The sequence below is a fragment of the Dokdonia sp. Asnod2-E02 genome, assembly GCF_045063915.1.
In the GTDB taxonomy this organism is placed as follows: Bacteria; Bacteroidota; Bacteroidia; order Flavobacteriales; family Flavobacteriaceae; genus Dokdonia.
On record NZ_JBEFNX010000005.1, the window covers coordinates 946376 to 971512 of the forward strand.

23 protein-coding genes and 1 tRNA gene are annotated in these 25137 nt (G+C 39.0%); 6 read left to right on the forward strand and 18 right to left on the reverse strand.

Going from position 1 to position 25137, the window contains the following annotated elements; genetic code table 11:
* Window positions 1–109: 109 nt before the first annotated feature.
* The 4 genes from ACJJVM_RS04215 to ACJJVM_RS04230 all read left to right on the forward strand — a co-directional run bounded on the left by ACJJVM_RS04215 (window position 110) and on the right by ACJJVM_RS04230 (window position 3653).
* A complete protein-coding gene (locus ACJJVM_RS04215) occupies window positions 110–1504 on the forward strand; it encodes a cytochrome ubiquinol oxidase subunit I (RefSeq protein WP_298351952.1) in 1395 nt (464 codons plus the stop codon).
* Between the two features lie 2 nt (window positions 1505–1506).
* Window positions 1507–2544 carry a cytochrome d ubiquinol oxidase subunit II gene (cydB, locus tag ACJJVM_RS04220; RefSeq protein WP_299148029.1) on the forward strand — a complete coding sequence of 346 codons (1038 nt, stop codon included), beginning with the start codon at window positions 1507–1509 and terminating at the stop codon, window positions 2542–2544.
* Window positions 2545–2679: 135 nt separating this feature from the next.
* A complete protein-coding gene (locus tag ACJJVM_RS04225) occupies window positions 2680–3240 on the forward strand; it encodes a YeeE/YedE family protein (protein WP_405210907.1) in 561 nt (186 codons plus the stop codon).
* A complete protein-coding gene (locus ACJJVM_RS04230) occupies window positions 3240–3653 on the forward strand; it encodes a DUF6691 family protein (RefSeq protein WP_405210908.1) in 414 nt (137 codons plus the stop codon). Before ACJJVM_RS04225 ends, ACJJVM_RS04230 begins: the two co-directional genes overlap by 1 nt.
* Window positions 3654–3852: 199 nt before the next feature.
* Here ACJJVM_RS04230 and ACJJVM_RS04235 read toward each other — a convergent pair.
* The 16 genes from ACJJVM_RS04235 to mraZ all read right to left on the reverse strand — a co-directional run bounded on the left by ACJJVM_RS04235 (window position 3853) and on the right by mraZ (window position 22614).
* Window positions 3853–3926, reverse strand: a tRNA-Arg gene (locus tag ACJJVM_RS04235).
* Between the two features lie 35 nt (window positions 3927–3961).
* Window positions 3962–5914, reverse strand: a complete 1953-nt coding sequence (locus ACJJVM_RS04240) for an OmpA family protein (RefSeq protein WP_405210909.1) — start codon at window positions 5912–5914, stop codon at window positions 3962–3964.
* 309 nt (window positions 5915–6223) lie between these two features.
* Window positions 6224–6673 carry a GatB/YqeY domain-containing protein gene (locus ACJJVM_RS04245; RefSeq protein ID WP_405210910.1) on the reverse strand — a complete coding sequence of 150 codons (450 nt, stop codon included), beginning with the start codon at window positions 6671–6673 and terminating at the stop codon, window positions 6224–6226.
* Window positions 6674–6809: 136 nt separating this feature from the next.
* Entirely contained in the window at window positions 6810–8831 is a 2022-nt protein-coding gene (gene ftsZ / locus ACJJVM_RS04250; RefSeq protein WP_405210911.1) for a cell division protein FtsZ, read from the reverse strand.
* A gap of 98 nt (window positions 8832–8929) precedes the next feature.
* Window positions 8930–10279: a cell division protein FtsA gene (gene ftsA / locus ACJJVM_RS04255; protein ID WP_298351919.1), complete on the reverse strand. Its 1350-nt coding sequence runs from the start codon at window positions 10277–10279 to the stop codon at window positions 8930–8932.
* 61 nt (window positions 10280–10340) lie between these two features.
* A complete protein-coding gene (locus ACJJVM_RS04260) occupies window positions 10341–10985 on the reverse strand; it encodes a cell division protein FtsQ/DivIB (protein WP_405210912.1) in 645 nt (214 codons plus the stop codon).
* 61 nt (window positions 10986–11046) lie between these two features.
* Window positions 11047–12399 (reverse strand): UDP-N-acetylmuramate--L-alanine ligase, encoded by a 1353-nt coding sequence (gene murC / locus ACJJVM_RS04265; protein ID WP_405210913.1) that lies wholly within the window; start codon window positions 12397–12399, stop codon window positions 11047–11049.
* Window positions 12400–12430: 31 nt separating this feature from the next.
* Window positions 12431–13528: an undecaprenyldiphospho-muramoylpentapeptide beta-N-acetylglucosaminyltransferase gene (murG, locus tag ACJJVM_RS04270; protein ID WP_405210914.1), complete on the reverse strand. Its 1098-nt coding sequence runs from the start codon at window positions 13526–13528 to the stop codon at window positions 12431–12433.
* Window positions 13515–14723 carry an FtsW/RodA/SpoVE family cell cycle protein gene (locus ACJJVM_RS04275; protein WP_035327639.1) on the reverse strand — a complete coding sequence of 403 codons (1209 nt, stop codon included), beginning with the start codon at window positions 14721–14723 and terminating at the stop codon, window positions 13515–13517. Before ACJJVM_RS04275 ends, murG begins: the two co-directional genes overlap by 14 nt.
* A gap of 119 nt (window positions 14724–14842) precedes the next feature.
* Window positions 14843–16180: a UDP-N-acetylmuramoyl-L-alanine--D-glutamate ligase gene (murD, locus tag ACJJVM_RS04280; RefSeq protein ID WP_405210915.1), complete on the reverse strand. Its 1338-nt coding sequence runs from the start codon at window positions 16178–16180 to the stop codon at window positions 14843–14845.
* A 60-nt stretch (window positions 16181–16240) separates the two neighbouring features.
* Window positions 16241–17479, reverse strand: coding sequence for a phospho-N-acetylmuramoyl-pentapeptide-transferase (mraY, locus tag ACJJVM_RS04285; RefSeq protein WP_298351899.1), 1239 nt, complete (start codon window positions 17477–17479; stop codon window positions 16241–16243).
* The gene (locus ACJJVM_RS04290; protein ID WP_405210916.1) at window positions 17479–18942 is read right to left on the reverse strand and encodes a UDP-N-acetylmuramoyl-L-alanyl-D-glutamate--2,6-diaminopimelate ligase; all 1464 of its coding nucleotides are present in this window, start codon (window positions 18940–18942) and stop codon (window positions 17479–17481) included. Before ACJJVM_RS04290 ends, mraY begins: the two co-directional genes overlap by 1 nt.
* On the reverse strand, window positions 18939–20930 hold the full coding sequence (locus ACJJVM_RS04295; protein ID WP_298351893.1) for a penicillin-binding protein: 1992 nt from the start codon (window positions 20928–20930) through the stop codon (window positions 18939–18941). The genes ACJJVM_RS04290 and ACJJVM_RS04295 overlap by 4 nt, the downstream gene beginning before the upstream one ends.
* A gap of 2 nt (window positions 20931–20932) precedes the next feature.
* Entirely contained in the window at window positions 20933–21253 is a 321-nt protein-coding gene (locus tag ACJJVM_RS04300; RefSeq protein WP_035327633.1) for an FtsL-like putative cell division protein, read from the reverse strand.
* A gap of 7 nt (window positions 21254–21260) precedes the next feature.
* Complete coding sequence (rsmH, locus tag ACJJVM_RS04305) at window positions 21261–22157, reverse strand: 16S rRNA (cytosine(1402)-N(4))-methyltransferase RsmH (protein ID WP_298351886.1); 897 nt, start codon at window positions 22155–22157, stop codon at window positions 21261–21263.
* Complete coding sequence (gene mraZ, locus ACJJVM_RS04310; RefSeq protein WP_298351884.1) at window positions 22144–22614, reverse strand: division/cell wall cluster transcriptional repressor MraZ; 471 nt, start codon at window positions 22612–22614, stop codon at window positions 22144–22146. Before mraZ ends, rsmH begins: the two co-directional genes overlap by 14 nt.
* 315 nt (window positions 22615–22929) lie before the next feature.
* On the opposite strand from mraZ, the gene ACJJVM_RS04315 reads away from it, so the two are divergent.
* Window positions 22930–23694: an alpha/beta fold hydrolase gene (locus ACJJVM_RS04315; protein ID WP_298351881.1), complete on the forward strand. Its 765-nt coding sequence runs from the start codon at window positions 22930–22932 to the stop codon at window positions 23692–23694.
* 132 nt (window positions 23695–23826) lie between these two features.
* Window positions 23827–24432: a ribosome biogenesis GTP-binding protein YihA/YsxC gene (gene yihA / locus ACJJVM_RS04320; RefSeq protein ID WP_298351878.1), complete on the forward strand. Its 606-nt coding sequence runs from the start codon at window positions 23827–23829 to the stop codon at window positions 24430–24432.
* On the opposite strand, the gene ACJJVM_RS04325 is transcribed toward yihA, so the two are convergent.
* Entirely contained in the window at window positions 24422–24793 is a 372-nt protein-coding gene (locus ACJJVM_RS04325; RefSeq protein ID WP_405210917.1) for a GTPase, read from the reverse strand. The genes yihA and ACJJVM_RS04325 overlap by 11 nt on opposite strands.
* A 5-nt stretch (window positions 24794–24798) precedes the next feature.
* The gene (gene gldC / locus ACJJVM_RS04330; protein WP_035327624.1) at window positions 24799–25137 is read right to left on the reverse strand and encodes a gliding motility protein GldC; all 339 of its coding nucleotides are present in this window, start codon (window positions 25135–25137) and stop codon (window positions 24799–24801) included.

Here is a 25137-nt window from a genome sequence, read left to right on the forward strand (position 1 = left end):
TACGTTACTTATGTTACAGAACTCAAAAAAAAACGTACATTATGTAACCAAAGTTACTTTGAGAAATTCTCTCTAGAAGTAACTTTGTTATAGCTAAAACACTATCACTATGGATACAGAAATTCTCGCTAGAATCCAGTTTGCCTTCACTATTTCCTTTCACTACATATACCCACCCCTAAGCATAGGCCTGGGACTTATTATGGTCATAATGGAAAGCCTATGGATACGCACTAAAAATGAAAAATATCACATTCTTGCAAAATTCTGGACCAAGATTTTTGCACTCACCTTTGGTATAGGTGTTGTGACCGGTATCGTGATGGAGTTTGAGTTTGGGACTAACTGGGCGACTTACTCTAGGTACGTGGGTGACATTTTTGGGAGTGCACTAGCGGCAGAGGGAATATTTGCCTTTGCACTTGAGAGTGGTTTTTTAGGCATCTTACTTTTTGGGTGGAACCGTGTTAAGCCGTGGGTACACCTTGTAGCAACCATAGGGGTGTTTTTGGGCTCTATGTTTTCTGCAGTGTGGATTGTAGTAGCAAATAGCTGGCAACAAACACCGGCGGGGTATCACATTGTAGGAGAAGGAATGAATGCTCGTGCAGAGATTACAGACTTCTGGGCGATGGTTTTTAACCCTTCTAGTGTAGATAGATTAACGCATACGTGGTTTGCTGCATTTCTTGCAGGTGCGTTTTTAGTCTTAAGTGTGCACGCCTATTACTTGCTTAAAGGTAGATATGTAGAAATCTCAAAAATGGCTTTTAAAATTGCACTAGGAGTCGCTACAGTATTCTCATTAATGCAACTCGTAACGGGACATAGCTCTGCAGATGGTGTGGCAGAAAATCAACCTGCAAAACTAGCTGCGATGGAAGGTCACTATGATAAAAGTGGTCCTGCAGATTTATACCTTTTTGGCTGGGTAGATAATGAATCGCAAGAGGTTACTGGTATTAAAATACCTGGAGGACTCTCATTTTTAATTGATCAAGATTTTGAGGCACCAGTCACAGGTCTTAATGCTTTTCCAGAAGAAGATAGACCAGGACAGGTAAATGCTGTATTCCAGTTTTATCATATAATGATTGCCATAGGTATGTTTTTTATAGCTCTCACGCTTTATGCTTGTTTCTTATGGTGGCGTGGCACTTTATTTACAAACAAGTGGGTATTAAAAACATTTGTATTTTCTGTAATTCTAGCCCAAATAGGTAATCAAGTAGGATGGTTTGCGGCAGAGATGGGAAGACAACCGTGGGTTGTATATGGACATCTTAGAACCTCAGAAGCATTTTCTCAAGCCGTCACGGCAAATCAAATTGTATTCTCATTAATACTATTTTTTGTGGTGTATGCCTTGCTTCTATTTTTATTCTTATACCTCTTGACTAAAAAAATAAAACACGGGCCATATGATGAAGACGACAACGATATGGAAGAAAGAAGATTTACAAAAGAGATTACAAACCAAGTTGCAAACACTTTAAACGCTTAGATATGGAAACTTTATTTGGTATAGATTACCCTACACTTTGGTTTCTCGTTGTGGGTGGTGTTTTTTCTGGTTATGCAATACTAGATGGATTTGATTTTGGGGCCGGTGCCTGGCATCTGTTTTTTAGAAAAGAGTTGAGCCGCAGGATAGCACTTAATGCCGTGGGACCTGTATGGGATGGTAATGAGGTGTGGCTTGTAATAGGTGGTGGTGCACTTTTTGCTGGCTTCCCAGTAATGTATGCTACCTTCTTTTCTGGTTTATACATTCCATTTATGTTGTTCTTAATGTTTATCATTTTTAGGGCAATTGCCATAGAGTTTAGAAGTAAGGAAGAGTGGTTATGGTGGCGCAAGATGTGGGACATATGCTATAGCGTGAGCAGTATTATGCTCGCATTTTTACTAGGTGTAGTGCTAGGTAATGTTTTGCAAGGTATCCCTATAGGCCCAGATCTTGAGTATGATGGAAGTCCATTTTTAGGTTTCTTAAATCCCTATGCTATCATAACAGGCTTTACTACCTTATTCCTTTTTATGTCTCACGGGGCTATCTATCTACTTCTTAAAACAGAAGGAAGGCTCTTTGATAAACTGGAGGGCTTACTTAAAAAGGGCATCATACTGTTTATAGTATTTTTTGTGATTACCACATTATACACGCTTATTTATATCCCTCATCTATCTGATGATTTTAAGTCTAACCCTATACTATTTATATTCCCAATTCTCACATTTTTGAGTATCGCAAACATCCCTAGACTAGCGCATAAAAAGCGCTTTAAAATTGCCTTCTTTTTCTCTGCTCTCACTATTGCATTAATGATGGCGCTTGTGGCTATAGAGCTGTATCCTACCTTACTGTATTCTACGATAGATCCGGCAAATAGTATTACGATTTACAATGCAGCTTCATCAGATAAATCACTAGGAATAAGTTTAACAATGGTGGCTATAGGTACGCCTCTGGTGCTTGGGTATACATTTTTCGTATACAAGACTTTCGCTGGAAAAGTACAACTAGATGATCATAGTTATTAAGTTTTACGCTTTCGCGAAAGCGTAACAAACACATTTACAATACATTAAAACACTTGATTAATAAAGACCCCTCCTAGGTAACAAATGTTACTGAAGAGGGGTTACTTTTGCGCTTTCTTTGTCAAAAATCAAGTAATGAATTGGATATATTCCCCCTGGCCTTGGTATGTATCGGGCCCAATGATTGCTTTTGTGATGTTTTTACTACTTATGGTGGGTAAAAACTTTGGTATGTCTTCTAACCTTAGAACGATGTGCACCATTTGTGGAGCAGGTACAAAAGCAGACTTTTTTAAACTAGACTGGCGTGCACAAAAATGGAATCTCACCGTGGTTATAGGTGCCATTATAGGTGGCTTTATAGCTACAAATTTTTTGACTCCAGATGCCGCCGTTGCCATCACACCAGAAACTATAAGTGATTTACAAGATCTAGGCTTTAATAGTGCTGGTCAAGCATACCTTCCCACAGAGCTTTTTGAAACCTCGGCGCTGTTAGATTTTAAAACCTTAGCTATACTCATTATAGGTGGGCTCCTCGTGGGCTTTGGGGCCCGTTATGCTGGTGGTTGTACATCTGGCCACGCAATCTCTGGTCTTAGTAATTTACAACTCCCATCACTCATAGCCGTAGTAGGGTTCTTTATAGGAGGTCTTGTGATGATACATTTATTATACCCCTTAATTTTTGCCTAATGAGAACAATAGTTTATTTATTTATAGGAATCCTCTTTGGGATTACAATGTTTAAGAGTGAGGCTGCCTCTTGGTTTCGTATTTATGAGATGTTCAAATTTGACGCATTTCATATGTATGGGATTATAGGCTCTGCACTAATGATAGGTGTTATCACTATACAGCTCATTAAGAAATTTAATATAAAATCTTTTTATGGGGAGACCATACACTTTTATCCAAAAACTAGGAGTGTAAGCCGCTACCTTATAGGTGGTATTATTTTTGGCTTAGGGTGGGCGCTTGCAGGTGCGTGTCCGGGACCTATGTTTACTCTTATAGGAGCAGGTTTTGTACCTATACTAGTAGTTATTGCTGCGGCAATACTAGGTACTTTTTTATATGGTATACTTAAAGATAAGTTGCCTCATTAATTGAAAGACAAAGAGCTTATAATTAAAATCCCCCAGTAAGTTTATACCTTAATGGGGGATTTTTAAATTTATCTGTGACCGCGAGAGGATTACCTCCGCTGCGCTTCGGTGATTCCACAAAGCTCCGCTTTGAAAATAGAAAAGGAGAAAAATAATTTCTGAGCAAGCTCAAATTATTTCCTCCTTTTCTATTTATTCGTGACCGCGAGAGGATTCGAACCTCCAACCCTCAGAGCCGAAATCTGATATTCTATCCAGTTGAACTACGCAGCCTTTTTACGCTTTCGCGAAAGCGCAAATTTACTCCATTACTGATTAACAACAATAAACTCTGAGCGTCTGTTTAACTGGTGCTGCTCCTCGGTACAATCACTATTATTACCACAGCCATTTACAAGTTGTGTCTCTCCATAACCATTACCACTTATACGCTCTGCATTTATACCTCTTGAAATGATATATGCCACTGTAGACTTTGCTCGTCTATCTGATAATGACAAGTTATAAGAATCTTTACCTCTACTATCTGTATGTGAGCGCACGTTAATTACCATCTCGGGCACTTGCTTCATAGCAGAGATGACTTTAGTAAGTTCAAGGGCTGCATCTGGTCTTATATCTGACTTGTTGTAGTCAAAATATATAGGGTTCAAATTGAGAAGCTTTGCAAGATCGTCTCCTACGCCTACTTCTGTAAGTCTAAGTTCTAACTCTATATCTCTTTCTAAGCTTTGCTCTGTTGCTGGTGTCATCACAAAAACTTCGTTTGAGTAATACGTTTTTGAGGAAGCGCGTATGATATAATTCTGAGAGCAAACAAGATCAAATGTATACTTACCCTTAGGCGAGACTTGTACTTCTTGTAAAACCTTATTATCTGGATCTAGAAGTTGCACCTTTGCATCTGTAATAGGTGTTTTTGTGTTTTTATCTGTTACATAACCACTTATAGGAATATCACATTTGCGAGGTGGTTTTTCGGTCTGTTTAAAACGATATATGTCATCACTACCCATACCTCGTTTACGGCTAGATGAGAAAAATCCTGTCTTTTCACCGTCATTAACTATAAAACCAAAATCATCGCTAGAGCTATTAATAGGCGCCCCCACACCCACAACAGCAATCTCTTCTGAAGAGGGGTTTGTAACATAAATATCTAGACCACCTAGGCCTGGGTAACCGTCTGAAGCATAATATAAATTACCTGTATCACTCATAAAAGGAAACGCCTCTCTACCTTCGGTATTTATAGGTTGCCCCATATTCTCCGGTTCTCCATACGTTCCATCTTCATTTATAGCGACCCTCCAGATGTCTGAACGTCCCACGCCTCCAGGCCTATCTGAAGAGAAGTAGAGATACTTACCATCACTACTTAATGCCGGATGCGCATTTGAAAAATCATCACTATTAAAGGGAACTTCTTCTGCAATGGTCCAGTTTTTTGAAGAAGGGATATAAGTAGATTTATAAATCTTTAGCTTATTAATCCCATCTTTTGAGGCTTTATACTTGTCTTTGGTATAATTGTTACGGGTAAAATAAATCGTTTTACCATCCTTGGAAAATGTAGGAGAGCTCTCGTGGTATTTTGTATTGAGTTTATTACTAAATCGTGAAGGTGGTGACATTGTACCACCTTCTTTAATTGTAGATTTATACAAATCTAAAAAAGGTTGATTAGTCCATTTATGTATACGCCTGCTTACAATACCTGTATCTCTCGCCGAAGCAAAAACTAGTTGACCATTATAGTATGCTGGTCCAAAATCTGAGTACCTAGAGTTAAGCGTGCGTAGCATATTGATTTCATAAAGACTTTCCTTATAGCCCTCTACAGCTACATAATCTGGATTTTCTTTAAATAGCCTTGCTCTAAAATCATTACCGCTCAAGGAGGTGAAAATCTGCATCATATCATCAGACTCGTCATACTCCTTTGTTGCACGTAAAGTTTGTGCATACCTAAAATAATGCTCTGCACTTACCGAGTCTGCATAATTTTCTGTAATCTTTTTATACCATTCTTGAGCTTGTGAGTACTTACCGTTATAGTAATAAGCTTCTGCTATTTTTTTGAAAACATCATAAGACTTAAAACCCTCTGCTACGAGGTCTTTGTAGATTTCTATTGCATCTATATATGCAAGTTGATTAAATTTTTTATTTGCCCTGGCAAGTTTTGCATCTTGAGCCGCTCCCGTGACATAACATAAGACACATACTGATAACGTGATAACACGTAAAAACTTCTTCATTTAACTTTTACTATTAAGTATTGTATTATCTAATTCAAAAAAAAGATAAGTTGAGGATAGAATTTTACTACAAAAAAGGGGAGAGCGCAAACATACTAAAAATTATGAAAGACACTAACTCTAACTACTGAAAACTAGGCTCTTAAATAGCAAAACCAATTAACCGCCACTATTAATCATTAAGAAATGAAAGCCATTTTAAGTTAATTATATGCAGAAAAATAACTTTACGGCTATTGCTTTCTTTTATTCATAAAAAAAGAGACACATTACTGTGTCTCTCATAGTTGTACTATATATGAATATATACTAGCTCAGTCTTGATTTTACGATCGTACTTATAGTCTTACCATCTGCTTTACCAGCTAGCTTACCATTTACCTGCCCCATAACTTTACCCATATCTTTCATTCCTTGAGCACCTGTTGCAGCGATAACCTCATCTACAACCTTTGCTATATCATCTTTTCCTAGTTGTTCTGGTAAAAACTGAGCAATCACCTCTGCTTGAGCAATCTCTGGATCTGCTAGATCTGCACGACCTTGCTCATTAAAAATAGCAGCGCTGTCTTTACGTTGTTTTACTAGCTTCTGGAGTAATTTTAGCTCTTGCTCTTCTGTTATTTCTTCTTTTGCACCACTCTCTGTTTGTGCAAGTAATATAGCAGATTTTATAGCTCGTAGTGATGTAAGGGCATTTTGATCTTTGGCCTTCATTGCCTCTTTCATAGCCGTCATCACATCTTTAGATAAACTCATAGTTTTATAATTTTAGAGTATCAAAGATACGGAGTTTGAGCCGTATGAACGTTTCTTATAGATAACACTGCATAAAAAAGTAGCCCAACAATCTTGGGTAAGATTATTGGGCTACAAAGCACTAATAATAATTGTTCTAATCTACATTATCGTGTAGAAATGAGTTGTTCTTACGTAGTTGTACTTCGTCATTATCATCTGTAGAGAGTGATGTTCTAGATAGATTACCATCTTTTTTAGGAGTCTCTTCTAGATCTATTCCCATACGCTTGTAAGCAGGCTGCTTTTCTATCTCCTCTATGCGTGACTGGTTATTTCTAAACTTATAGTTAAACTCCTTCATCTTACGTTTACGCTCTGATGCTCTATCTATAAGTAATTTTGAAATAGGGCTATTCATAGGGTCTACTTCTGCCTCTGGAACTTCTTCTTCCTTTTCTTCTGGAACTACAGTTTTTGTTTCAAAAACTATAGTTTCTTCCTCTTCCTGATCTGCTTCTTCCTTTACTATAGATGCACTTGAGAGTGTTTCTTCAAGTTCCATATAGTCTTCAAGGCTATAGCGAGTCTCTCCCTCATTAGTATGCTCTGTTACAGGAATAATTTCTATAGGCTCGTTTACTTCTATTGATGCTGTGCTTTCATCTAGATCAAAAAGTACTGGAGATTCTTTCTCTTCTTCTACTGCAGTTTCTGCATTGAGCGGCATATCAAAAAAGAGCATTCCATTTCCTTCCGGCTCTTTATTTTCGACTACTGGACTTTCTTGACGTACAGTTGTGTCTATGATTTCAAAGTCTGCATCATTTTCGGCTAGAATTTCATCATACACTACATTGATGTTTTTTATAATATCTGTTGTAGGCACAATGTCCATTTTATATTGCTGGCTTGCTGGAGCTTCTGGGCTTGCCTGAGCCTTTGGTGCTTCTGGAGCTTTTTCTTGTGGAACTTCTTTTACAGGCGCTTTCGCGAAAGCGTTTGTAGTATCTTCTAGTTCATCTAGGTCTAAAGTGTGTACAATCTTAGTAGGTGCTACTGGTTTTTGAGGCTCAACCAGTGCTGCAGGTGGTATCTCTACTGTAGCCTCTGGCATAAGGTCTTGTTGTGCTTTTTGCTCCTCCTCTAGCGTGTGTATGATTTTTTTTGTCTCAACGTTTACAATATCGTTTTGCTGCTCTGCATTAAAACCTGTTGCTATTATTGTCACAGAAATCGCATCTCCTAGAGAGTCATCTTCACCTACACCCATAATGATGTTTGCACTGTGACCAGCCTCTGCTTGTATGTGATCATTTATCTCACCTATCTCATCTATAGTAATCTCATCACCACCAGAAACAATAAGGAGTAGCACATTCTTTGCACCTGTAATCTTGTTATCATTAAGTAATGGCGAGTCTAGCGCTTTTGATATTGCCTCGTTTGCACGACTTGTACCACTAGCAGTAGCGCTACCCATTATAGCTGTACCAGATTTACTCAACACTGTCTTTGCATCACGCAAGTCAATGTTTTGTGTGTAGTGGTGTGTTATTACCTCTGCTATACCTCTTGAGGCTGTGGCAAGAACCTCATCTGCTTTACTAAAACCAGCTTTGAAGCCTAAGTTTCCATAAACCTCACGTAGCTTATTATTATTTATTACAATGAGTGAGTCTACCTGAGCACGTAGTCTATCTACTCCTTTTTGGGCTTGTTCGTTACGCATTTTTCCTTCAAACTGGAAAGGAATCGTGACAATCCCTACGACTAGGATATCAAGCTCACGAGCCATCTTTGCAATTACAGGAGCGGCACCAGTACCTGTACCACCACCCATCCCGGCAGTAATAAAGATCATCTTTGTGTTAGTACCTAACATTTGTTTAATATCCATCTCACTCTCTATGGCAGCTTGCTCACCCACTTCTGGATTTGCTCCTGCACCAAGACCTTCTGTAAGACCTACACCTAGTTGTATCTTAATAGGCACTGTACTATTCTCAAGTGCCTGTGCATCTGTATTACAGATTACAAAATCTACACCTTTTATGCCCTGCTGGAACATATGGTTAATAGCATTGCTACCTCCTCCACCTACACCTATCACTTTTATGACATTGCTTTGGTTTTTAGGTAGATCAAATGTGATGTTATTAAATTGTGTCGTACTCATATGATTTATTTTTTTGCCCCGTTGTATTCTACTAGATCGACGCCCATACGCCGATTTGATTCTTATTCTAATTCTTTAATTACTGCAATGCTATTGCACTACTCTGCATTATCAAGAAAGTCTTTAAACTTATCTGCCCATCTATCAAAGATGCTGCGCTTAGGCGCTTGAGGCTTAGTTTGCCTAGCTTCTATGTCTGTTTCTTGTACTTCATTTATGGTATCTGTAAACACCTCTTCTTCCTTTGCAATCACCTCTTCTTCTGCCTCTAGATGAGAGTTGTATAGCCCGTGCTCAAGACTGTTCATCACAAGTCCCACTGCCGTTGCATAAAGCGGGCTTGTGGTCTCTGCATCGCTATCTCCGGCAAGATGCTCATTAGGATATCCTATACGAGTATCCATACCAGTGATATATTCTACTAGCTGTTTTAAGTGTTTAAGTTGGCTACCACCACCTGTGAGCACTATACCTGCTATAAGTTTTTTCTTCTGCTCCTCGTGTCCGTAATTCTTAATTTCTAGATACACTTGTTCTACAATCTCGACTACTCTTGCGTGAATGATTTTTGATAAGTTTTTTAATGTTATCTCCTTAGGCTCACGACCACGCAATCCAGGAATGGAAACAATCTCATTATCTTTATTTTCACCTGGCCACGCAGATCCAAATTTTATTTTAAGCAGCTCTGCTTGTTTCTCAATAATTGAGCAACCTTCTTTAATATCATCTGTGATGATGTTACCGCCAAAGGGTATTACAGCCGTATGCCTAATTATCCCATCTTTAAAAATGGCAAGATCTGTTGTACCGCCACCTATATCAATAAGAGCGACACCCGCTTCTTTTTCTTCTTGACTTAGCACTGCATTTGCAGAGGCTAGTGGCTCTAGTGTGATGCGATCTAGTTTAAGACCAGCACTTTTTACACAACGACCTATGTTTCTTATAGATGCTACTTGACCTACAACCACGTGAAAATTTGCTTCAACGCGACCACCATACATCCCTATAGGTTCTTTTATCTCACTCTGCCCATCTACCTTATACTCTTGTGGCAAGACGTGTATAATCTCCTCACCAGGTAGCATTACTAGTTTATGTACTTGATCACATAACGCTTCTATATCTTGCGCGTCTATAACCTCTTCAGAGTTATTTCTAGTGATGTAATCGCTGTGTTGTAATGAGCGTATGTGCTGTCCAGCTATCCCTACTACAACATCTTTTATTTTAATCCCTGAGACATCTTCGGCCTCTTGTACTGCTTGTTGTACAGACTGTATGGTCTGGGTAATATTATTAACTACACCACGATGCACACCAAGACTTTTAGACTTCCCTATACCAAGAATCTCTACCTTGTTGTACTCATTGTACCGCCCTATCATTGCCACGATCTTCGTGGTCCCTATGTCCAGTCCTACTGCGATATTTTGATTTTCCATACTTCTAATTTTGAAAGTTTATGTTTACGCTTTCGCGAAAGCGTACTCATCTTACCTTCTATTACTTTTTCTCACAAACTACTTGCCCGTCATACTTAAGCACTATCGTTTTATAATTGCCTAAGCTTTTATCTTTTTGTGCCTTTTGATAAAACGCTTTATAATTGCTGAAACGTTTATTAAGCTGTTCTACTTTACCTAGCGAGATTGTGTACGCTAGTTTTCTTGCTTTGAGTATATACTCACCACTGCGGGTGCGTGATATACCTATGATGTGCTTTGAGAGAAATGTATCTTTATTGATAAAATCTACCAGTTCAAATACTTCGTCTATATTCTTATCTGTCGCTCCAGTTACGAGAGGGACGTGTGCAGCGTGATTTTCTGAGAGTGGCATTACCTCACCACTCTGGTCTATATAAAAAGACGTAGCACCGTTAAGTCGTGCAATAGGCTTCCGTTGCTCTATTGCAACACCTATCTCACCACTCATCGATACATAAACATCTGCGTTCTTGATAATTGGATGCGCCTTGACACGCTTTTCCATTATACTCAAAGCTAAATTTTCTTTAGACGTTTCCGTCACCTTTTTTCCACTTACTATCAACAATTTATTAACGGCTTCACGAGTGACAAAAGGAGCGCTCTCATCATCAAAAGAAATAGCAATTTCTTCTACAAGACGAGCATCGTTTCTCTGCACAGAAAACCCAAACAGGAACACTGTGAACCCCAGTAAAACCAGCATCTTTATGTAAAACCAATTAACCTTCACTCTGCAATATTTTTGTAACTTTTAATATTTCTACACCTATATCTCCGGCGCCCATCATTACTATAATTTTCTTATTTGAAGCTGTCACAATCTCAGGCAAGCGATTTTTTGTGAGAATTTCTTTATTTGAAAGCGTCATTTTATCTAGCAATGCTTGACTTGTAACACCATCTATGGGCAACTCTCTAGCTGGATAAATATCTAGCAGTGCCACCTCATCAAAACGAGATAACTCTGTAGCAAAATCTGCCATAAAATCCTTTGTTCTACTAAACAAATGTGGCTGAAAAATAGCCAGCACTTCCTCGCCCGGATACATCTCTTTTATACTTTGATACACCGCCGCAATCTCTGTAGGGTGATGTGCATAATCATCTATGAGCACCTTCTCCTGAGACTGGTAGCGATAGGTAAACCTGCGATTTACACCCGCATAACTAGCTAACGCTTCTGGCAACTTTGCTACTGGAGTACCATAAGCCACCGCCATACTAAGTGCCGTGGTAGCATTAAATAGATTGTGCCTCCCTGGTAATGTAAATTTCAAATCTTTAAGCACACCTTCTGGATACTTAAAATCAAAATGATAAGCACCATCCACAATGCGCACATTTTGTGCCGAGTATGTTGCATCATCTTCTATACCCACGGTATTACCCGCAAGTGGCAAACCATTTTTTACAAATCTCTTTTCTGGAGCTACAAGAGATCCAAACTCTTGAAAAGTCGCCACAAGATCTGCCTCGTCTTCATAAATATCGAGATGATCTGCATCCATAGAGGTGATGCACAATATATCTGGAGTGAGCTGTAAGAATGACCTATCAAACTCATCTGCTTCTACAACAGTAATATCACTTCCGTTCTGAATAAGGTTACCGTTGTAGTTATTTGTTATTCCTCCTACAAAAGCCGTTACTGGTGCTCCCGTAGCAGCGAGTAAGTGACCTAATATACTGGAGGTAGTTGTTTTTCCGTGGGTGCCAGCAACGGCAAGCGAGAACGACTGGTTTGCAATAAGCCCTAACACTTCTGCGCGTTTTTTGAGGATATGCCCGCTTTCGCGAAAGCGTACTAACTCTCCCATTGTATTTGGCACTGCAGGTGTATATATAACGAGCGTGTTTTCCTTATCTGCAAAGGTCTCATCTATCGCATCTCCCTTATCTTGAAAATGAACAGCAACGCCGGCCTCTTGCAACTTTGTGGTTACATCTGAAGGCGTCTTATCATAACCTGCTACGTTTTTACCTTCACTTTGAAAATAAAAAGCAAGCGCACTCATCCCTATACCGCCTATGCCGATAAAGTAAAAGTTCTGTATGTCCTTAAGTGCTTTCATATATTACTCTTCACAATATGCTGTAAAGTTTCTACTTTTTATCTTTTAATAATTTTTCTACCTCATCTACTATATCACTAGTCGCATTAGGTAAAGCGAGTGCATTAATTTTATTACCCAGAGCAAGCCTAGATGGCTCATCATCTATTAATGCCTTAAACATAAGTTCAAACTTCTTGTCAAGGTCTTTTTGAGCAATGAGTATAGCACCACCTTCTTTCTCTATGGCTTTTGCATTTTTGGTTTGGTGATCTTCTGCTACATTAGGCGACGGTATAAAAATGGTTGCCTTCCCCACGATACATAACTCAGATACAGAGCTTGCTCCAGCGCGTGATACAATAATATCTGCAGCAGCATAAGCCATATCCATCTGTTCTATGTATGCCATCACTTTAACATCTTCACTATCTAGATGCTTATAGGTGTCATAATATAATTTACCTGTTTGCCATAAAACCTGTGCCCCTTGTTCTTTAAGGAAAGGTAACTTCTCATACATAAGCTCATTAACAGCTTTTGCACCAAGACTCCCTCCTATCACAAGCACCACTTTTTTACTCGCATCTAGCTCATATTTTGCCATTGCTTGCTCGCTTTTACCTGATATATCAAGTAAATCTGAGCGCACTGGATTACCTGTTTTTACAATTTTTTCTTTAGGAAAAAATCGATGCATCTCATCATATGCTACACATACTTTACTTACGTGTTTTCCTAATAGTTTATTTGTGATGCCCGCATAGCTGTTTTGCTCTTGTATTAACGCTGGTATGCCAGCTACAGTTGCCATTTTAAGCAAAGGGCCACTAGCAAAACCACCCGTACCTATTACCACGTCTGGCTGAAACTTTTTTATGATCTTACGAGATTTCCACAAACTACTTATGAGCTTAAATGGAAACATAAGATTATCTACTGTGAGCTTTCGCTGTATACCTGCTATCCATAATCCCTCTATATCAAAACCTGCTTGTGGTACCTTATCCATCTCCATACGGTCGCTCGCACCTACAAAGAGAAATTGTGCGTCAGGATTACGGCGCTTTATCTCGTTTGCGATGGCTATAGCAGGATAGATGTGACCACCTGTTCCTCCTCCAGATACTATGACTTTATAAGGCTTCACTTAAAACATCTAATGGGTTTAACTCACTCTCTTCTTTTACCGGTGTAGGTTTACGCTTTGCACTTACACTTAACACAATTCCTACAGCGAGACAGGTCATCCATATAGATGTACCTCCACTACTCACTAGTGGTAATGTTTGCCCAGTTACAGGAAACAACTCTACAGCAACTGCCATATTAATAAGCGCCTGAAAAACTATAGGTAATCCTACCCCCACTACCACCAGCTTTGCAAAAATAGTTTCGGCTTTATGGGCTATCACTGTTATTCTAAATAGCAATAACATATATAAAAACAATAGAAAACCTGCTCCAGCAAGACCAAACTCTTCTACAATGATGGCGTATATAAAATCTGAAGATGACTGTGGCAAGAAGTTTTTTTGAACACTTTTACCAGGACCTTGACCCAATAAACCACCTGAGGCAATTGCGATTTTTGCTTTTTCAATTTGGTAATCTGCATCTGCATCTACCTCATCATTTGCAAAGTTTTCTACACGACTTATCCAGGTGTCTACCCTGTTTGGGAACATCCCCGGAAAAGCTTTTGCCATAAGCACAAAAAATAACAGCGCCACAATACCTGTTGCTATTACAATACCCAAATACTTAAGCGGGTACCCACCTAAAAACACTAATGCCACCACCATAGCGGCAATGATTGCCGTGGTCGAAAAATTGGCTGGCAATATGAGTCCCAGCACTACCGCCACAGGCAACCATAGAGGAACAAGCGTTTCTTTAAAAGTCACTGCTTTATCCTTAATTTTTGCTAGATAACGCGCTACATATACCATAAGCACAACTCCTGCAAAGGTTGATGTCTGAAAACCAACACCCAGTATAGGTATCTTAATCCATCTACTTGCATTTGCACCTCCCATCGTGGTACCTTGGGCTAGCGTTACTATAAGTAGTATAATCACAAAGGGCAATGCTATAAATGAGAGTCCTTTAAAATAATGATGTGGTATTTTATGCACGCCATATAGCATCGCAAAACCGAGTACTAAATGCATCCCGTGCTTAATTAAAAAACGCACCGTATTACCGTCACCCTTTATATAAGCAAGGTTACTCGCAGCACTATATACTGGCAAAAATGAAAACAATGCCAGTAGAGCAACAATTGCCCATATAGCTTTGTCGCCTTGTAAACCTGCAAATATGTCTTTAAAACTAGTACTCACTTACTATTAATTGTTTTTGTTGCGCTTTCGCGAAAGCGTAATTTTCCTTTTTTTTTTAAACTCTGATACACCGGCTACTCACGGGGGATTGCAGCTTGCAACCGGTTGTATAATCAGAATTAAAGGTTACGTACGGCAGCCTTAAACTGGCGACCTCTATCCTCATAGTTTTCAAATAAATCAAAGCTTGCGCACGCTGGAGAAAGCAATACATTATCACCACGCTCTGCGACCTTGTAAGCAATCTTTACAGCCTCTGTCATAGATGGTGTTTCCACAATAATATCCACCATATTTTCAAAATGACTCATAAGCTTTTGATTATCTACACCTAGACAGATAATTGCTTTTACCTTCTCATTAATAAGAGGATATAAGTCACGATAATCATTACCCTTATCTACTCCACCTACTATCCATACCGTAGGGTCGTTCATACTATCTAGCGCATAAAATGTAGCGTTTACATTAGTCGCCTTACTGTCATTTATGTACTGCACATTGTTAATCTTAAGCACCTGCTCTAACCTATGCTCTACCCCTTGAAAACCTTCTAAACTCTCACGTATCGTTGCCTTACGGATGTTTAATAAATTTGCTACCGTAGAGGCAGCCATTGCGTTTTTCTTGTTGTGTTGCCCTTTAAGAGCGAGATTGTTTGTGGTCATTGTAAAGGTGTTATTATCTATTTGTACTACTAGGTTATTGTCTTTTATAAAAGCGCCATTTTCAAATTCTTGTGTAAGTGAAAAAGGCAATAGTTTTGAGCGCACTGGGTGTTTATTAAGCCAGTCTACACTCACGGGATCATCTGCATCATAGATGAGATAATCTGTTTCTTTTTGGTTCATCGCTATTCTAAACTTTGATGCGATGTAATTTTCAAACTTATAATCGTATCTATCTAAGTGATCTGGTGTCACATTGAGCACCACCGCGATATGAGGTGCAAAATCTGCGATTCCGTCTAACTGGAAACTGCTTATTTCAAGCACATAGGTATCAATCTCCTTTTGTGCCACCATCTTTGCATAGCTGTCTCCTATGTTTCCTGCAACACCTAGATTAATACCTGCTTGTTCTAGAATAAACCCAGCAAGCATCGTGGTTGTGGTTTTCCCATTACTTCCGGTAATCCCCACAATTGTGGCATCTGTATATTGAGAAGCAAATTCTATCTCGGATATTACAGAGACTCCTTTTTCTATTAGCTTTTGCACAATAGGTGCTTTATCTGGTATTCCAGGACTCTTCATCACTACATCTGCATTGAGAATAAGTGCTTCTGTATGCCCTTCTTCTTCCCAAGCAAAATCCTCAGCAATGAGTATCTCTTTGTAGTGATTCTTTATCTTTCCAAAATCAGATAAGAACACGTCATAGCCTTTGGCCTTGCCTAAAATAGCAGTGCCTACGCCAGACTCTCCAGCTCCTAATATGACTAATCGTTTCTTCATTATTTTATACCCCCTAACTTTGGCAGGTTTAGTGTTGACTTCGCTTTCGCGAAAGCGTGATTATCTAATTTTTAATGTTATGATAGAAAGTACCGCAAGCAATATCCCCACAATCCAAAAGCGAGAAACTATCTTACTCTCGTGTATGCCTTTCTTTTGATAATGATGGTGTAACGGTGACATCAAGAAGATGCGCTTACCTTCTCCAAATTTCTTTTTTGTGTATTTAAAATATCCTACTTGCATTACCACAGAGAGATTCTCCATTAAGAAAATCCCGCATAAAATAGGAATAAGCCATTCTTTTCTAGTAGCAATAGCAAGTACAGCTATAATACCACCTATAGTAAGACTACCAGTATCACCCATAAACACTTGTGCTGGGTAAGCGTTATACCATAAGAAACCAATGAGAGAACCCACAAAGGCTGCTATAAAAATGAGCATCTCTCCCGTACCTGGGATATACATCACATTGAGATAATCACTAAAGATGATGTTACCAGATATAAAGGCAAAAATCCCTAGCGTAAGCACAACAATTGCACTCGTACCCGCCGCGAGGCCATCTATACCATCTGTAAGATTTGCTCCGTTAGACACTGCAGTGATTATAAAAATCACGATAGGGATAAATATGATCCACGCATAGTCTTTCCAGTCTTCATTTATACTAGTAAGTATCGTGCTATAATCTATCTCGTTATACTTTACAAAAGGAATAGTAGTCTTAAGACTCTTATGAGCTACGTCAAATTTATCATTACCTCTAAGCGTAGTGATTTCTACTTGCTCTGTTCCTGCTGTTTGCTTGATTTCTTCACGTATGGTAATGTCACTATGAAAGAACATTGTTGCCCCTACAATGATACCCAGCCCTACCTGGCCAATAACTTTATACTTACCAGCTAGACCGTCTTTATTTTTTTGCATTTTCTTTTTATAGTCATCTAAGAAACCTATGATTCCCATCCACACAGTGGTTACTATTAAAAGAATGATATAGATATTTTGCAAGTCACCTAGAAGCAGCACAGGTATTAGCGTAGCACCTATAATTATGAGTCCTCCCATAGTAGGTGTACCTGCTTTTTCTGCTTGTCCTTCTAGACCTAGATCTCTTATTTGCTCACCCATCTGCTTGCGTTGCAAAAACTTGATCACGCGCTCTCCATATACCGTAGATAGTATTAATGAAAGCAACACAGCAAGCGCAGCTCTAAACGTACTGAACTGAAACAAGCCTGCACCTGGCAAGTTATAAGCTTCGTCTAACCATTGAAAAAGATGATACAGCATTACTTGTTAAGTTGTTTAAGAGTTTCTTGTACTATTTTATAATCATCAAAATCAAAACGCTCTCCATTTATCTCTTGATAGGTCTCGTGACCTTTACCTGCTATTAATATTATGTCTCCGGCATTTGCCAGTTGGCAAGCAGTTTTGATAGCTTGTTTTCTATCTGTAATAGACAGAATTCTTTTATAATGTATAGGCTCTACCCCTGCTTCTATTTGCTCAATAATAGCCTCTGGATTTTCTGATCTTGGGTTATCACTTGTGATAATGGCCTTTGTACTAAGTGCGCTAGCGATGTTGCCCATTTTAGGTCGCTTTGTAGTATCACGATCACCTCCAGCTCCTACAACCGTAATAAGCTCTTCATTTTTAGTACGAATATCATTTATGGTTTCTAGCACATTTTTAAGGGCATCTGGCGTATGTGCATAATCTACTATTGCAGTCACATTACCTTCAGAAATAAAATATTGAAAACGTCCAGACACACTCTCTAGCTCACTTAAAAGCTGTAATGCTTCCATTTGATCCAGTCCCAAAAGTTCTGCTGTTGCAAAAATGGCTAAGAGGTTATATGCGTTAAAAGAACCAATAAGCTTTACCCAAACTTCTTGATCTTGCACCTTGAGCAATAATCCAGATAATTGATTTTCTAGAATTTGCGCTCTATAATCTGCATATGATTTTAAAGCGTAGGTTACTTTCTTTGCTTTTGTATTTTGAACCATAACAGGTCCATTTTTATCATCGTTATTTACAAGCGCAAAAGCCGTTTTAGGCAACTCGTCAAAAAACTTTTTCTTAACATCTCTGTACTCTGCAAATGTCTCGTGGTAGTCCAGATGGTCGTGAGATAAATTTGTAAAAATCCCCCCCTCAAAATGTAAACCTTCTGTGCGCTTTTGATGAATACCGTGAGAGCTCACCTCCATAAAACAATACTCAACCCCAGCGGCACTCATCTCTGCGAGATACTTATTAATAGTAAGACTATCTGGTGTAGTATGCGTTGCCTTATGCTCTGTTGCATCTACCATAATCTTCACAGTAGATAACAACCCAGTCTTATACCCAGCCTTCTTAAAAAGTTGATATAACAGGCTGGCGATAGTAGTCTTACCATTAGTACCAGTAATCCCAATAAGTTTTAGATTTGCAGATGGGTTTCCGTAGTAATTACTTGCTATTGTAGCGAGCGCACTAGAGGTGTCTGCTACTTTCACGTAAGTGATACCATTTATAATTTGCTGCGGCATCTCCTCACAAATAATAGCTAGTGCTCCTTGCGCCACCGCTTTTTCTATATAGTCGTGGCCGTCACTCTGGGTACCACGTATCGCCACAAATACATCATTAAGAGACGCTTTACGCGAGTCAAAATGCACATCTGTGATAGCAATAGCAGTATTACCCACGACAGACTCCAAGGTTACTCTATATAATATGTCTTTAAGTAAAATCACGATAATTGTAGCGTAATGGTTTTATTCTTTTCTATTTTATCACCAGCCTTAATAGACTGGCTTTTTACTTTTCCGCTTCCGCGAAAATTTACTTTCAACCCTAAGTTTTCTAGCAATGCCACAGCATCCATACCTGGCATACCTTTTACATTTGGGATAGTCTTATGGCTCTTATTTACGTTTGCATAATACTTCTGAAAATCATTTGTAATGCTAGAAGCATTATCTGCCGGTAATGCTATCTCATCTATCACTGGAGTGTCTGAGTAGATTTTTTGAGCAATTTCTTTAAAAACTGGAGCTGCAACGACGTTACCATAAAACCCTATAGATTTTTTAGGCTTATTAACTACTACAATGCACGAGTACTTAGGCTCATCTGCAGGAAAGTATCCTGCAAAAGAGGATATGTACCTGCCCGCTTCTATCCAGTATTCTGTTTGACAAGTACCCGTCTTTCCAGCCATAGAGAATTCCTTGCTATAAATATTTCTTGCTGTACCACGCTCTACTGTTTTCTTCATCATCTCCTTAACAACATTAATTGTTTCTTGAGATGCGATGCGTGAGTTTATCACCTCTTTATCAAAAGTCTCTATAGTTTGATCCCACTCCTTTACCTCTTTTATAAAACGAGGTTTTACCATCTCACCATCATTTGCAATGGCGTTATAAAATGTGAGTGTTTGTAATGGAGTGAGCTCTACACCATAACCAAAGGCCATCCAAGGCAACGTAGTTCCATACCAGTTTTTATCTCCTGGGTACGGAAAATTAGGTTTTCCTTCTCCTTTTATCTCTAGACCTAACTGATCGTTGAGACCCATATTAAAAAGTCGTTTTACAAACTTTTCTGGATCTGAAGCATAGTTATCGTTTATCATTTTCGCGAAAGCGGTATTACTACTCAACTCAAACGCTTTTGCCGCAGTGATTTTACCATAACCACCACGCTTAGAATCTATAGCTGTACGGTCATAAAATTTTACTCGTCCATTTTCTGTATCAAACACTGTACTTGAGTCAATCACCTTGTCTTCTAGTGCAGCCACCATAGACATCAATTTAAAAGTAGACCCAGGCTCGTGTGCCTCTCCTACCGCATAATTGAGACGTTCGTAATATTTTCCTTCTTTAGTACGACCTAAATTTGAGATGGCTTTAATCTCGCCAGTCTTAGTTTCCATAACAACCACACAACCGTGATCTGCCTGGTATTTTTCGAGACTCGTAAGTAAGGCGTTGTGTGCAACGTCTTGAATGTTTACATCTATGGTAGATATTACATCATACCCATCGCGAGGCTCTACGACATTACCTATCCCTAAAGGTTTCCACTCGCCTTTTGCAATCTTTTGCTTAAGACGGCGCCCTTCTTTACCTCTTAGATAATAACCATATGCTCCTTCTAGACCTACTCGGGTATAATACCCACTATCATCTTGACGTTCATATCCTACCGTACGCTCTGCCATTTTTTCTAATGGATGCTCACGCTCTGTATGCTCTTCTACAATGATCCCTCCTCTAAACTGGCCTTTATTAAACAATGGCAACGACTTGATTTTTACATAATCTGCATAACCTAGTTTACGAGCTATAAATAAGTAGCGGTTTTTTGTACTACGTGCTTTGCGCAGTCTATTCTCATAATATGATTGAGGCTTACCGAGCACTTCAGAAAGGCCCTTAGAAAGTTCTACTATATTTTCATTAAAGTTATCCTTAGACGGTGCGATAGCATCCCAGCGTATATCATACTTAATTTGAGACGTAGCAAGTAGACTACCATCCTCTGCATAAAGATTACCACGCGTAGCTGGTATGGTAACCATCTTCTCGGTACTAGTAACAGCAAGCTCTCGATATGCCGCACCTTGAAAAACCTGTATCGCTACAAGTTTATATGCAATAATAAGCGCTAGAAGAAACATACATCCAGCGACGAAATAAAGGCGGTTTAATATGTTTTTTTCTGATGTAGCCACTCTTAATCTCTTTCTGCTGTTTTTACTTTAATTTTTTTTGGAGGAATATTTGAAGGCTTGACTCCTCTTGCCTCAAGCGCCTTTGCGACACTACTACTTGTTTTTAATTTCCAGAGATTTACTCTAGAGTCTACAGACTCACTGCGCAACTCTGCAACCTCATCTTTAAGATCTGCTATCTCGTGAACCTTCTCATCTGCCCTATGCGAACTAGCAATCATAATGAGCGCCAGTGCCGAGAGAAAAATGATCATTCTCCAGTTTTTAAAAGCATCTTCATCTACTAGAAACTTACCCTTGAGTATGTTATTTACTTTACCCATAAACGCACTACACTTTTGCAGCTATTCTAAGCTTTGCACTACGAGCTCTATTATTACTCTTTATTTCTTCTTTGCTAGGCACAATTAATCGTCCTACTTTTTTAAACGGCACGTCAAAATTGCCGTACATATCTTTTTCTGGCTCCCCTTCAAAAAGACCATTGCGTATGTAACGCTTTACCAGTCTATCTTCAAGAGAGTGATAACTTATAAGACTTATTCTCCCACCCGGCTCAAGCAGCTGCTCTGTCTGAAGCAAAAACTCCTTAAGAACCTCTATCTCTTGATTTACCTCAATACGTATGGCTTGATAAATCTGTGCGAGTATTTTATGCTCTCTATGTTTTGGTAAAAAGGCCGCAAGCACTTTTTTAAGTTGCTCGCTTGTTTTTATAGGCGCATTACTTCTTGCCGCAACAATTGCACTAGCAAGCTTAGGCGCATTGCGCAACTCTCCATACTGCCAGAACACTTGCCTTAGGTCCTCCTCTGCATAATCATTTACTACGTTATAAGCAGATAGATCATCCTTCTGGTTCATACGCATATCAAGATCACTTTCAAAACGGGTAGAAAAACCTCGCTCTGCAACATCAAACTGATGTGAACTCACACCAAAATCTCCCAGAATACCATCTACCTTTTTATGACCGTGAAAACGCAAGAAGCGCTTTATAAACCTAAAGTTCTCTGGTATAAGCACAAATCTGCTATCATCTGGCACATTTTGCGCTGCATCTGGATCTTGATCAAAACCATACAACTTACCATTCTCACCTAGCCTGCTCAAAATCTCCCTAGAGTGACCTCCACCGCCAAATGTGACATCTACATAAACACCATCTGGCTTTATGTCAAGACCATCTACGGTCTCATTTAATAAAACTGGGTTATGATAATCCATCTGGTATATCGCTATCTCCCATTACCTCCTCGGCTAGATCTGCAAAGTCTACTGCCGCCTCGTCAATGGCTTTTTCATATAAATCTTTATCCCAAATCTCAAGAATATTAAACGCGGCATTTACCACGATAGACTTCTCAAGCTTTGCAAAACTTCCCAAATCCTTAGACACAAGAATTCTCCCCGTGCCATCTACCTCTACAGGCTTTACACCTGCATTAAAACGACGTATAAACTCATCGTTCTTTTTATTAAAACGATTAAGCTTATTCACCTTTGCACTCAGCACATTCCACTCTGCGATAGGGTACAACTCAAGACACTTTTGAAACACAGCACGCTTAAGCACAAAACCATCCTGAAGGATAGGTGCCAGCTGCTTTTTAAACGCTTGAGGCAGCATAAGGCGGCCCTTGGCGTCTATTTTACATTCGTATGTTCCTATGAGATTAAGCACTCGAAATGGGTTAGTTTTTATCTATTAACTCAAATATAGCGCAAATATTACCACTTTTTACCACTTTCTACCACTTTGTTGATAAGTTGTACCACCGCCCTACACTTGTTAACAATGGTTGATTACTTTAAAATGAATTCTTACAGATAAAAAAATCTTAAGATAATGTGAGTCCGCTTTCGCGAAAGCGCACCAAAAACCCTCATAATGAATATGATATAACCTCATATAAAAGCAATAAAGCAAACTCAAAAAATGGTTACTAATCAAAACCGAAATAGCTATATTTGCTTTGATTGAAGACTAACCACATTTATGACACACGACTTAATTACTGAAGGAGATTTTACCTATTTAGAGAAAGGCGAAGGCACACCGATTATTATCTTACACGGATTAATGGGCGGCTTGAGCAACTTTGATGCGGTGACTTCTCATTTTTCAGAAAATGGGTATAAAGTGGTAATACCAGAATTACCTGTATATACAATGCCGCTTCTTAAAACGGGCGTAAAGTCTTTTGCTTCATACCTTAATGATTTTATAAAGATGAAAGGGTATAAAGAAGTAATTCTCTTAGGTAACTCTATGGGTGGTCACGTGGGTCTTTATCATACAAAGATGGCTCCGGACACAGTAAAAGCGCTAGTAATTACCGGAAGCTCTGGACTTTATGAAAGCGCAATGGGAGAAAGCTACCCTAAGCGTGGCGACTATGAGTACATTAAACAGAAAGCTCAAGGTGTTTTTTATAACCCAGAGTGTGCTACAAAAGAGATTGTAGATGAAGTTTATGACACCGTAAATGATCGTAACAAATTACTTAAAACACTTGCGATTGCAAAAAGTGCTATACGTCACAATATGGCACAAGACTTACCAGAAATGAACACTCCTACGTGTATTATCTGGGGTAAGCAAGATGGTGTAACACCACCAGAAGTTGCAGAGGATTTTAATAAACTCCTTCCAGACTCAGATCTTTTTTGGATAGATGAGTGTGGTCACGCAGCAATGATGGAAAAGCCTAACGAGTTTAACGACATACTACTTAAGTGGCTCAAAGAAAGAGGCTTTTAATAACCTACTCTACAGTCTAAACAGTTTAAATTTATACTCTCAGCTATTTGCAATTACCTCCACACGGTAATCGCTTTGCACTTTATTGTATTGTAATTCTTTAATGAGGGATTACATTGTTACTTTTGCATTATGAAAATAAAGTCTGCCACATTTGTAGTAAGTAATTCTGAGGTATCAAAATGCCCTAACACGCGCATACCAGAATATGCCTTTATAGGCCGCTCTAATGTAGGTAAGTCTTCACTTATAAATATGCTTACTAACCGTAAGAGTCTTGCCAAAACTTCTGGAAGACCTGGTAAAACCCAGCTTATTAATCACTTTTTAATAAACGAAAACTGGCACCTAGTAGATTTACCTGGTTATGGTTATGCTCGCGTATCAAAAAAGGATAAAAAGTATTTTCAAAAATTTATTACAGACTATTTTGAGCAACGCGAGCAAATGATATCTGCATTTGTGCTGGTAGATTGCCGCCACGAGCCTCAAAAAATAGATATGGAGTTTATGGAGTATATGGGTGAGAAGGAAATCCCTTTTTCAATCATATTTACTAAGGCAGATAAGCTGCGACCACAAGTACTAGAGCGCAATATAGAAGAATATAAACGTATTATGCTTGAGGGTGTATGGTGGGAGTTTCCTAACTACTTTGTAAGCAGCTCAACTAACGGTAGAGGTCAGGACGATATCTTAAACTATATAGAGGAGATTAACAGTAATCTTAAAAATTAAAAAGACGCAACACTTCTTGCACTTCTTCTATTAAAGCCTCGGGCGTTTTCAACGCAGTAAGTCGCTCTTTTGAGATAGCTACCTCCAGACCGCTATCTGTAGCAGCTAGTACCACAGGAAAATCATATTGCGGCAACCACTTAGACTTGTAGCGCTTTAAGAACTCATCTTTATGCAAAAACTGCATTGGGGTTTTTACGCTTTCGCGAAAGCGTAACCACTCTTTTTTTTCTGTAAAAGCCCCGTGGGTAAGATCACAAAGCTCACACTGGTAAGTTTCTGGACTCACCAGCTTATGAGCCGTATCTAAAAGACCATTTAAGGTGCCAGAGTTTGCATTATACACAAATAGCAAACCCATAATTTTTACTTCTCCTTTAAGTTAAGGTGCTCTGCAAAGTAATCTGTAAAGTCTTTCATCGTATCTGCCATTTTCTCATCATTTGTAGCACGCTTAAAAGAGTCTGTCATCCCGACAAGCACTTGATGAAAAAACTGCTGCATCTCATCTACTGGCATATCCTTGGTCCATAAATCTATACGTACAGTTTCTTTCTGGTTAGGATCCCACAGAGAGAGTAGCATCGCTTTTGCCTCCTCATTTGCCACTCCTCCATCACGAGCTGTCCACGCCATTTTTTCTGGCACACGATTTTCATCAAGCTCAATAGAAATTTTTATATCAGATTTTATGTTTTTTGCCAT

What these genes read in the sequence shown, in the direction of transcription:
- ACJJVM_RS04215 (WP_298351952.1), top strand. Translation starts at nt 110, where the DNA reads ATGGATACAGAAATTCTCGCTAGAATCCAGTTTGCCTTCACTATTTCC.
- cydB (WP_299148029.1), top strand. Translation starts at nt 1,507, where the DNA reads ATGGAAACTTTATTTGGTATAGATTACCCTACACTTTGGTTTCTCGTT.
- ACJJVM_RS04225 (WP_405210907.1), top strand. Translation starts at nt 2,680, where the DNA reads ATGAATTGGATATATTCCCCCTGGCCTTGGTATGTATCGGGCCCAATG.
- ACJJVM_RS04230 (WP_405210908.1), top strand. Translation starts at nt 3,240, where the DNA reads ATGAGAACAATAGTTTATTTATTTATAGGAATCCTCTTTGGGATTACA.
- ACJJVM_RS04240 (WP_405210909.1), bottom strand. Translation starts at nt 5,914, where the DNA reads ATGAAGAAGTTTTTACGTGTTATCACGTTATCAGTATGTGTCTTATGT.
- ACJJVM_RS04245 (WP_405210910.1), bottom strand. Translation starts at nt 6,673, where the DNA reads ATGAGTTTATCTAAAGATGTGATGACGGCTATGAAAGAGGCAATGAAG.
- ftsZ (WP_405210911.1), bottom strand. Translation starts at nt 8,831, where the DNA reads ATGAGTACGACACAATTTAATAACATCACATTTGATCTACCTAAAAAC.
- ftsA (WP_298351919.1), bottom strand. Translation starts at nt 10,279, where the DNA reads ATGGAAAATCAAAATATCGCAGTAGGACTGGACATAGGGACCACGAAG.
- murC (WP_405210913.1), bottom strand. Translation starts at nt 12,399, where the DNA reads ATGAAAGCACTTAAGGACATACAGAACTTTTACTTTATCGGCATAGGC.
- murD (WP_405210915.1), bottom strand. Translation starts at nt 16,180, where the DNA reads ATGAAGAAACGATTAGTCATATTAGGAGCTGGAGAGTCTGGCGTAGGC.
- mraY (WP_298351899.1), bottom strand. Translation starts at nt 17,479, where the DNA reads ATGCTGTATCATCTTTTTCAATGGTTAGACGAAGCTTATAACTTGCCA.
- ACJJVM_RS04300 (WP_035327633.1), bottom strand. Translation starts at nt 21,253, where the DNA reads ATGGGTAAAGTAAATAACATACTCAAGGGTAAGTTTCTAGTAGATGAA.
- rsmH (WP_298351886.1), bottom strand. Translation starts at nt 22,157, where the DNA reads ATGGATTATCATAACCCAGTTTTATTAAATGAGACCGTAGATGGTCTT.
- ACJJVM_RS04315 (WP_298351881.1), top strand. Translation starts at nt 22,930, where the DNA reads ATGACACACGACTTAATTACTGAAGGAGATTTTACCTATTTAGAGAAA.
- yihA (WP_298351878.1), top strand. Translation starts at nt 23,827, where the DNA reads ATGAAAATAAAGTCTGCCACATTTGTAGTAAGTAATTCTGAGGTATCA.
- ACJJVM_RS04325 (WP_405210917.1), bottom strand. Translation starts at nt 24,793, where the DNA reads ATGGGTTTGCTATTTGTGTATAATGCAAACTCTGGCACCTTAAATGGT.
- gldC (WP_035327624.1), bottom strand. Translation starts at nt 25,137, where the DNA reads ATGGCAAAAAACATAAAATCTGATATAAAAATTTCTATTGAGCTTGAT.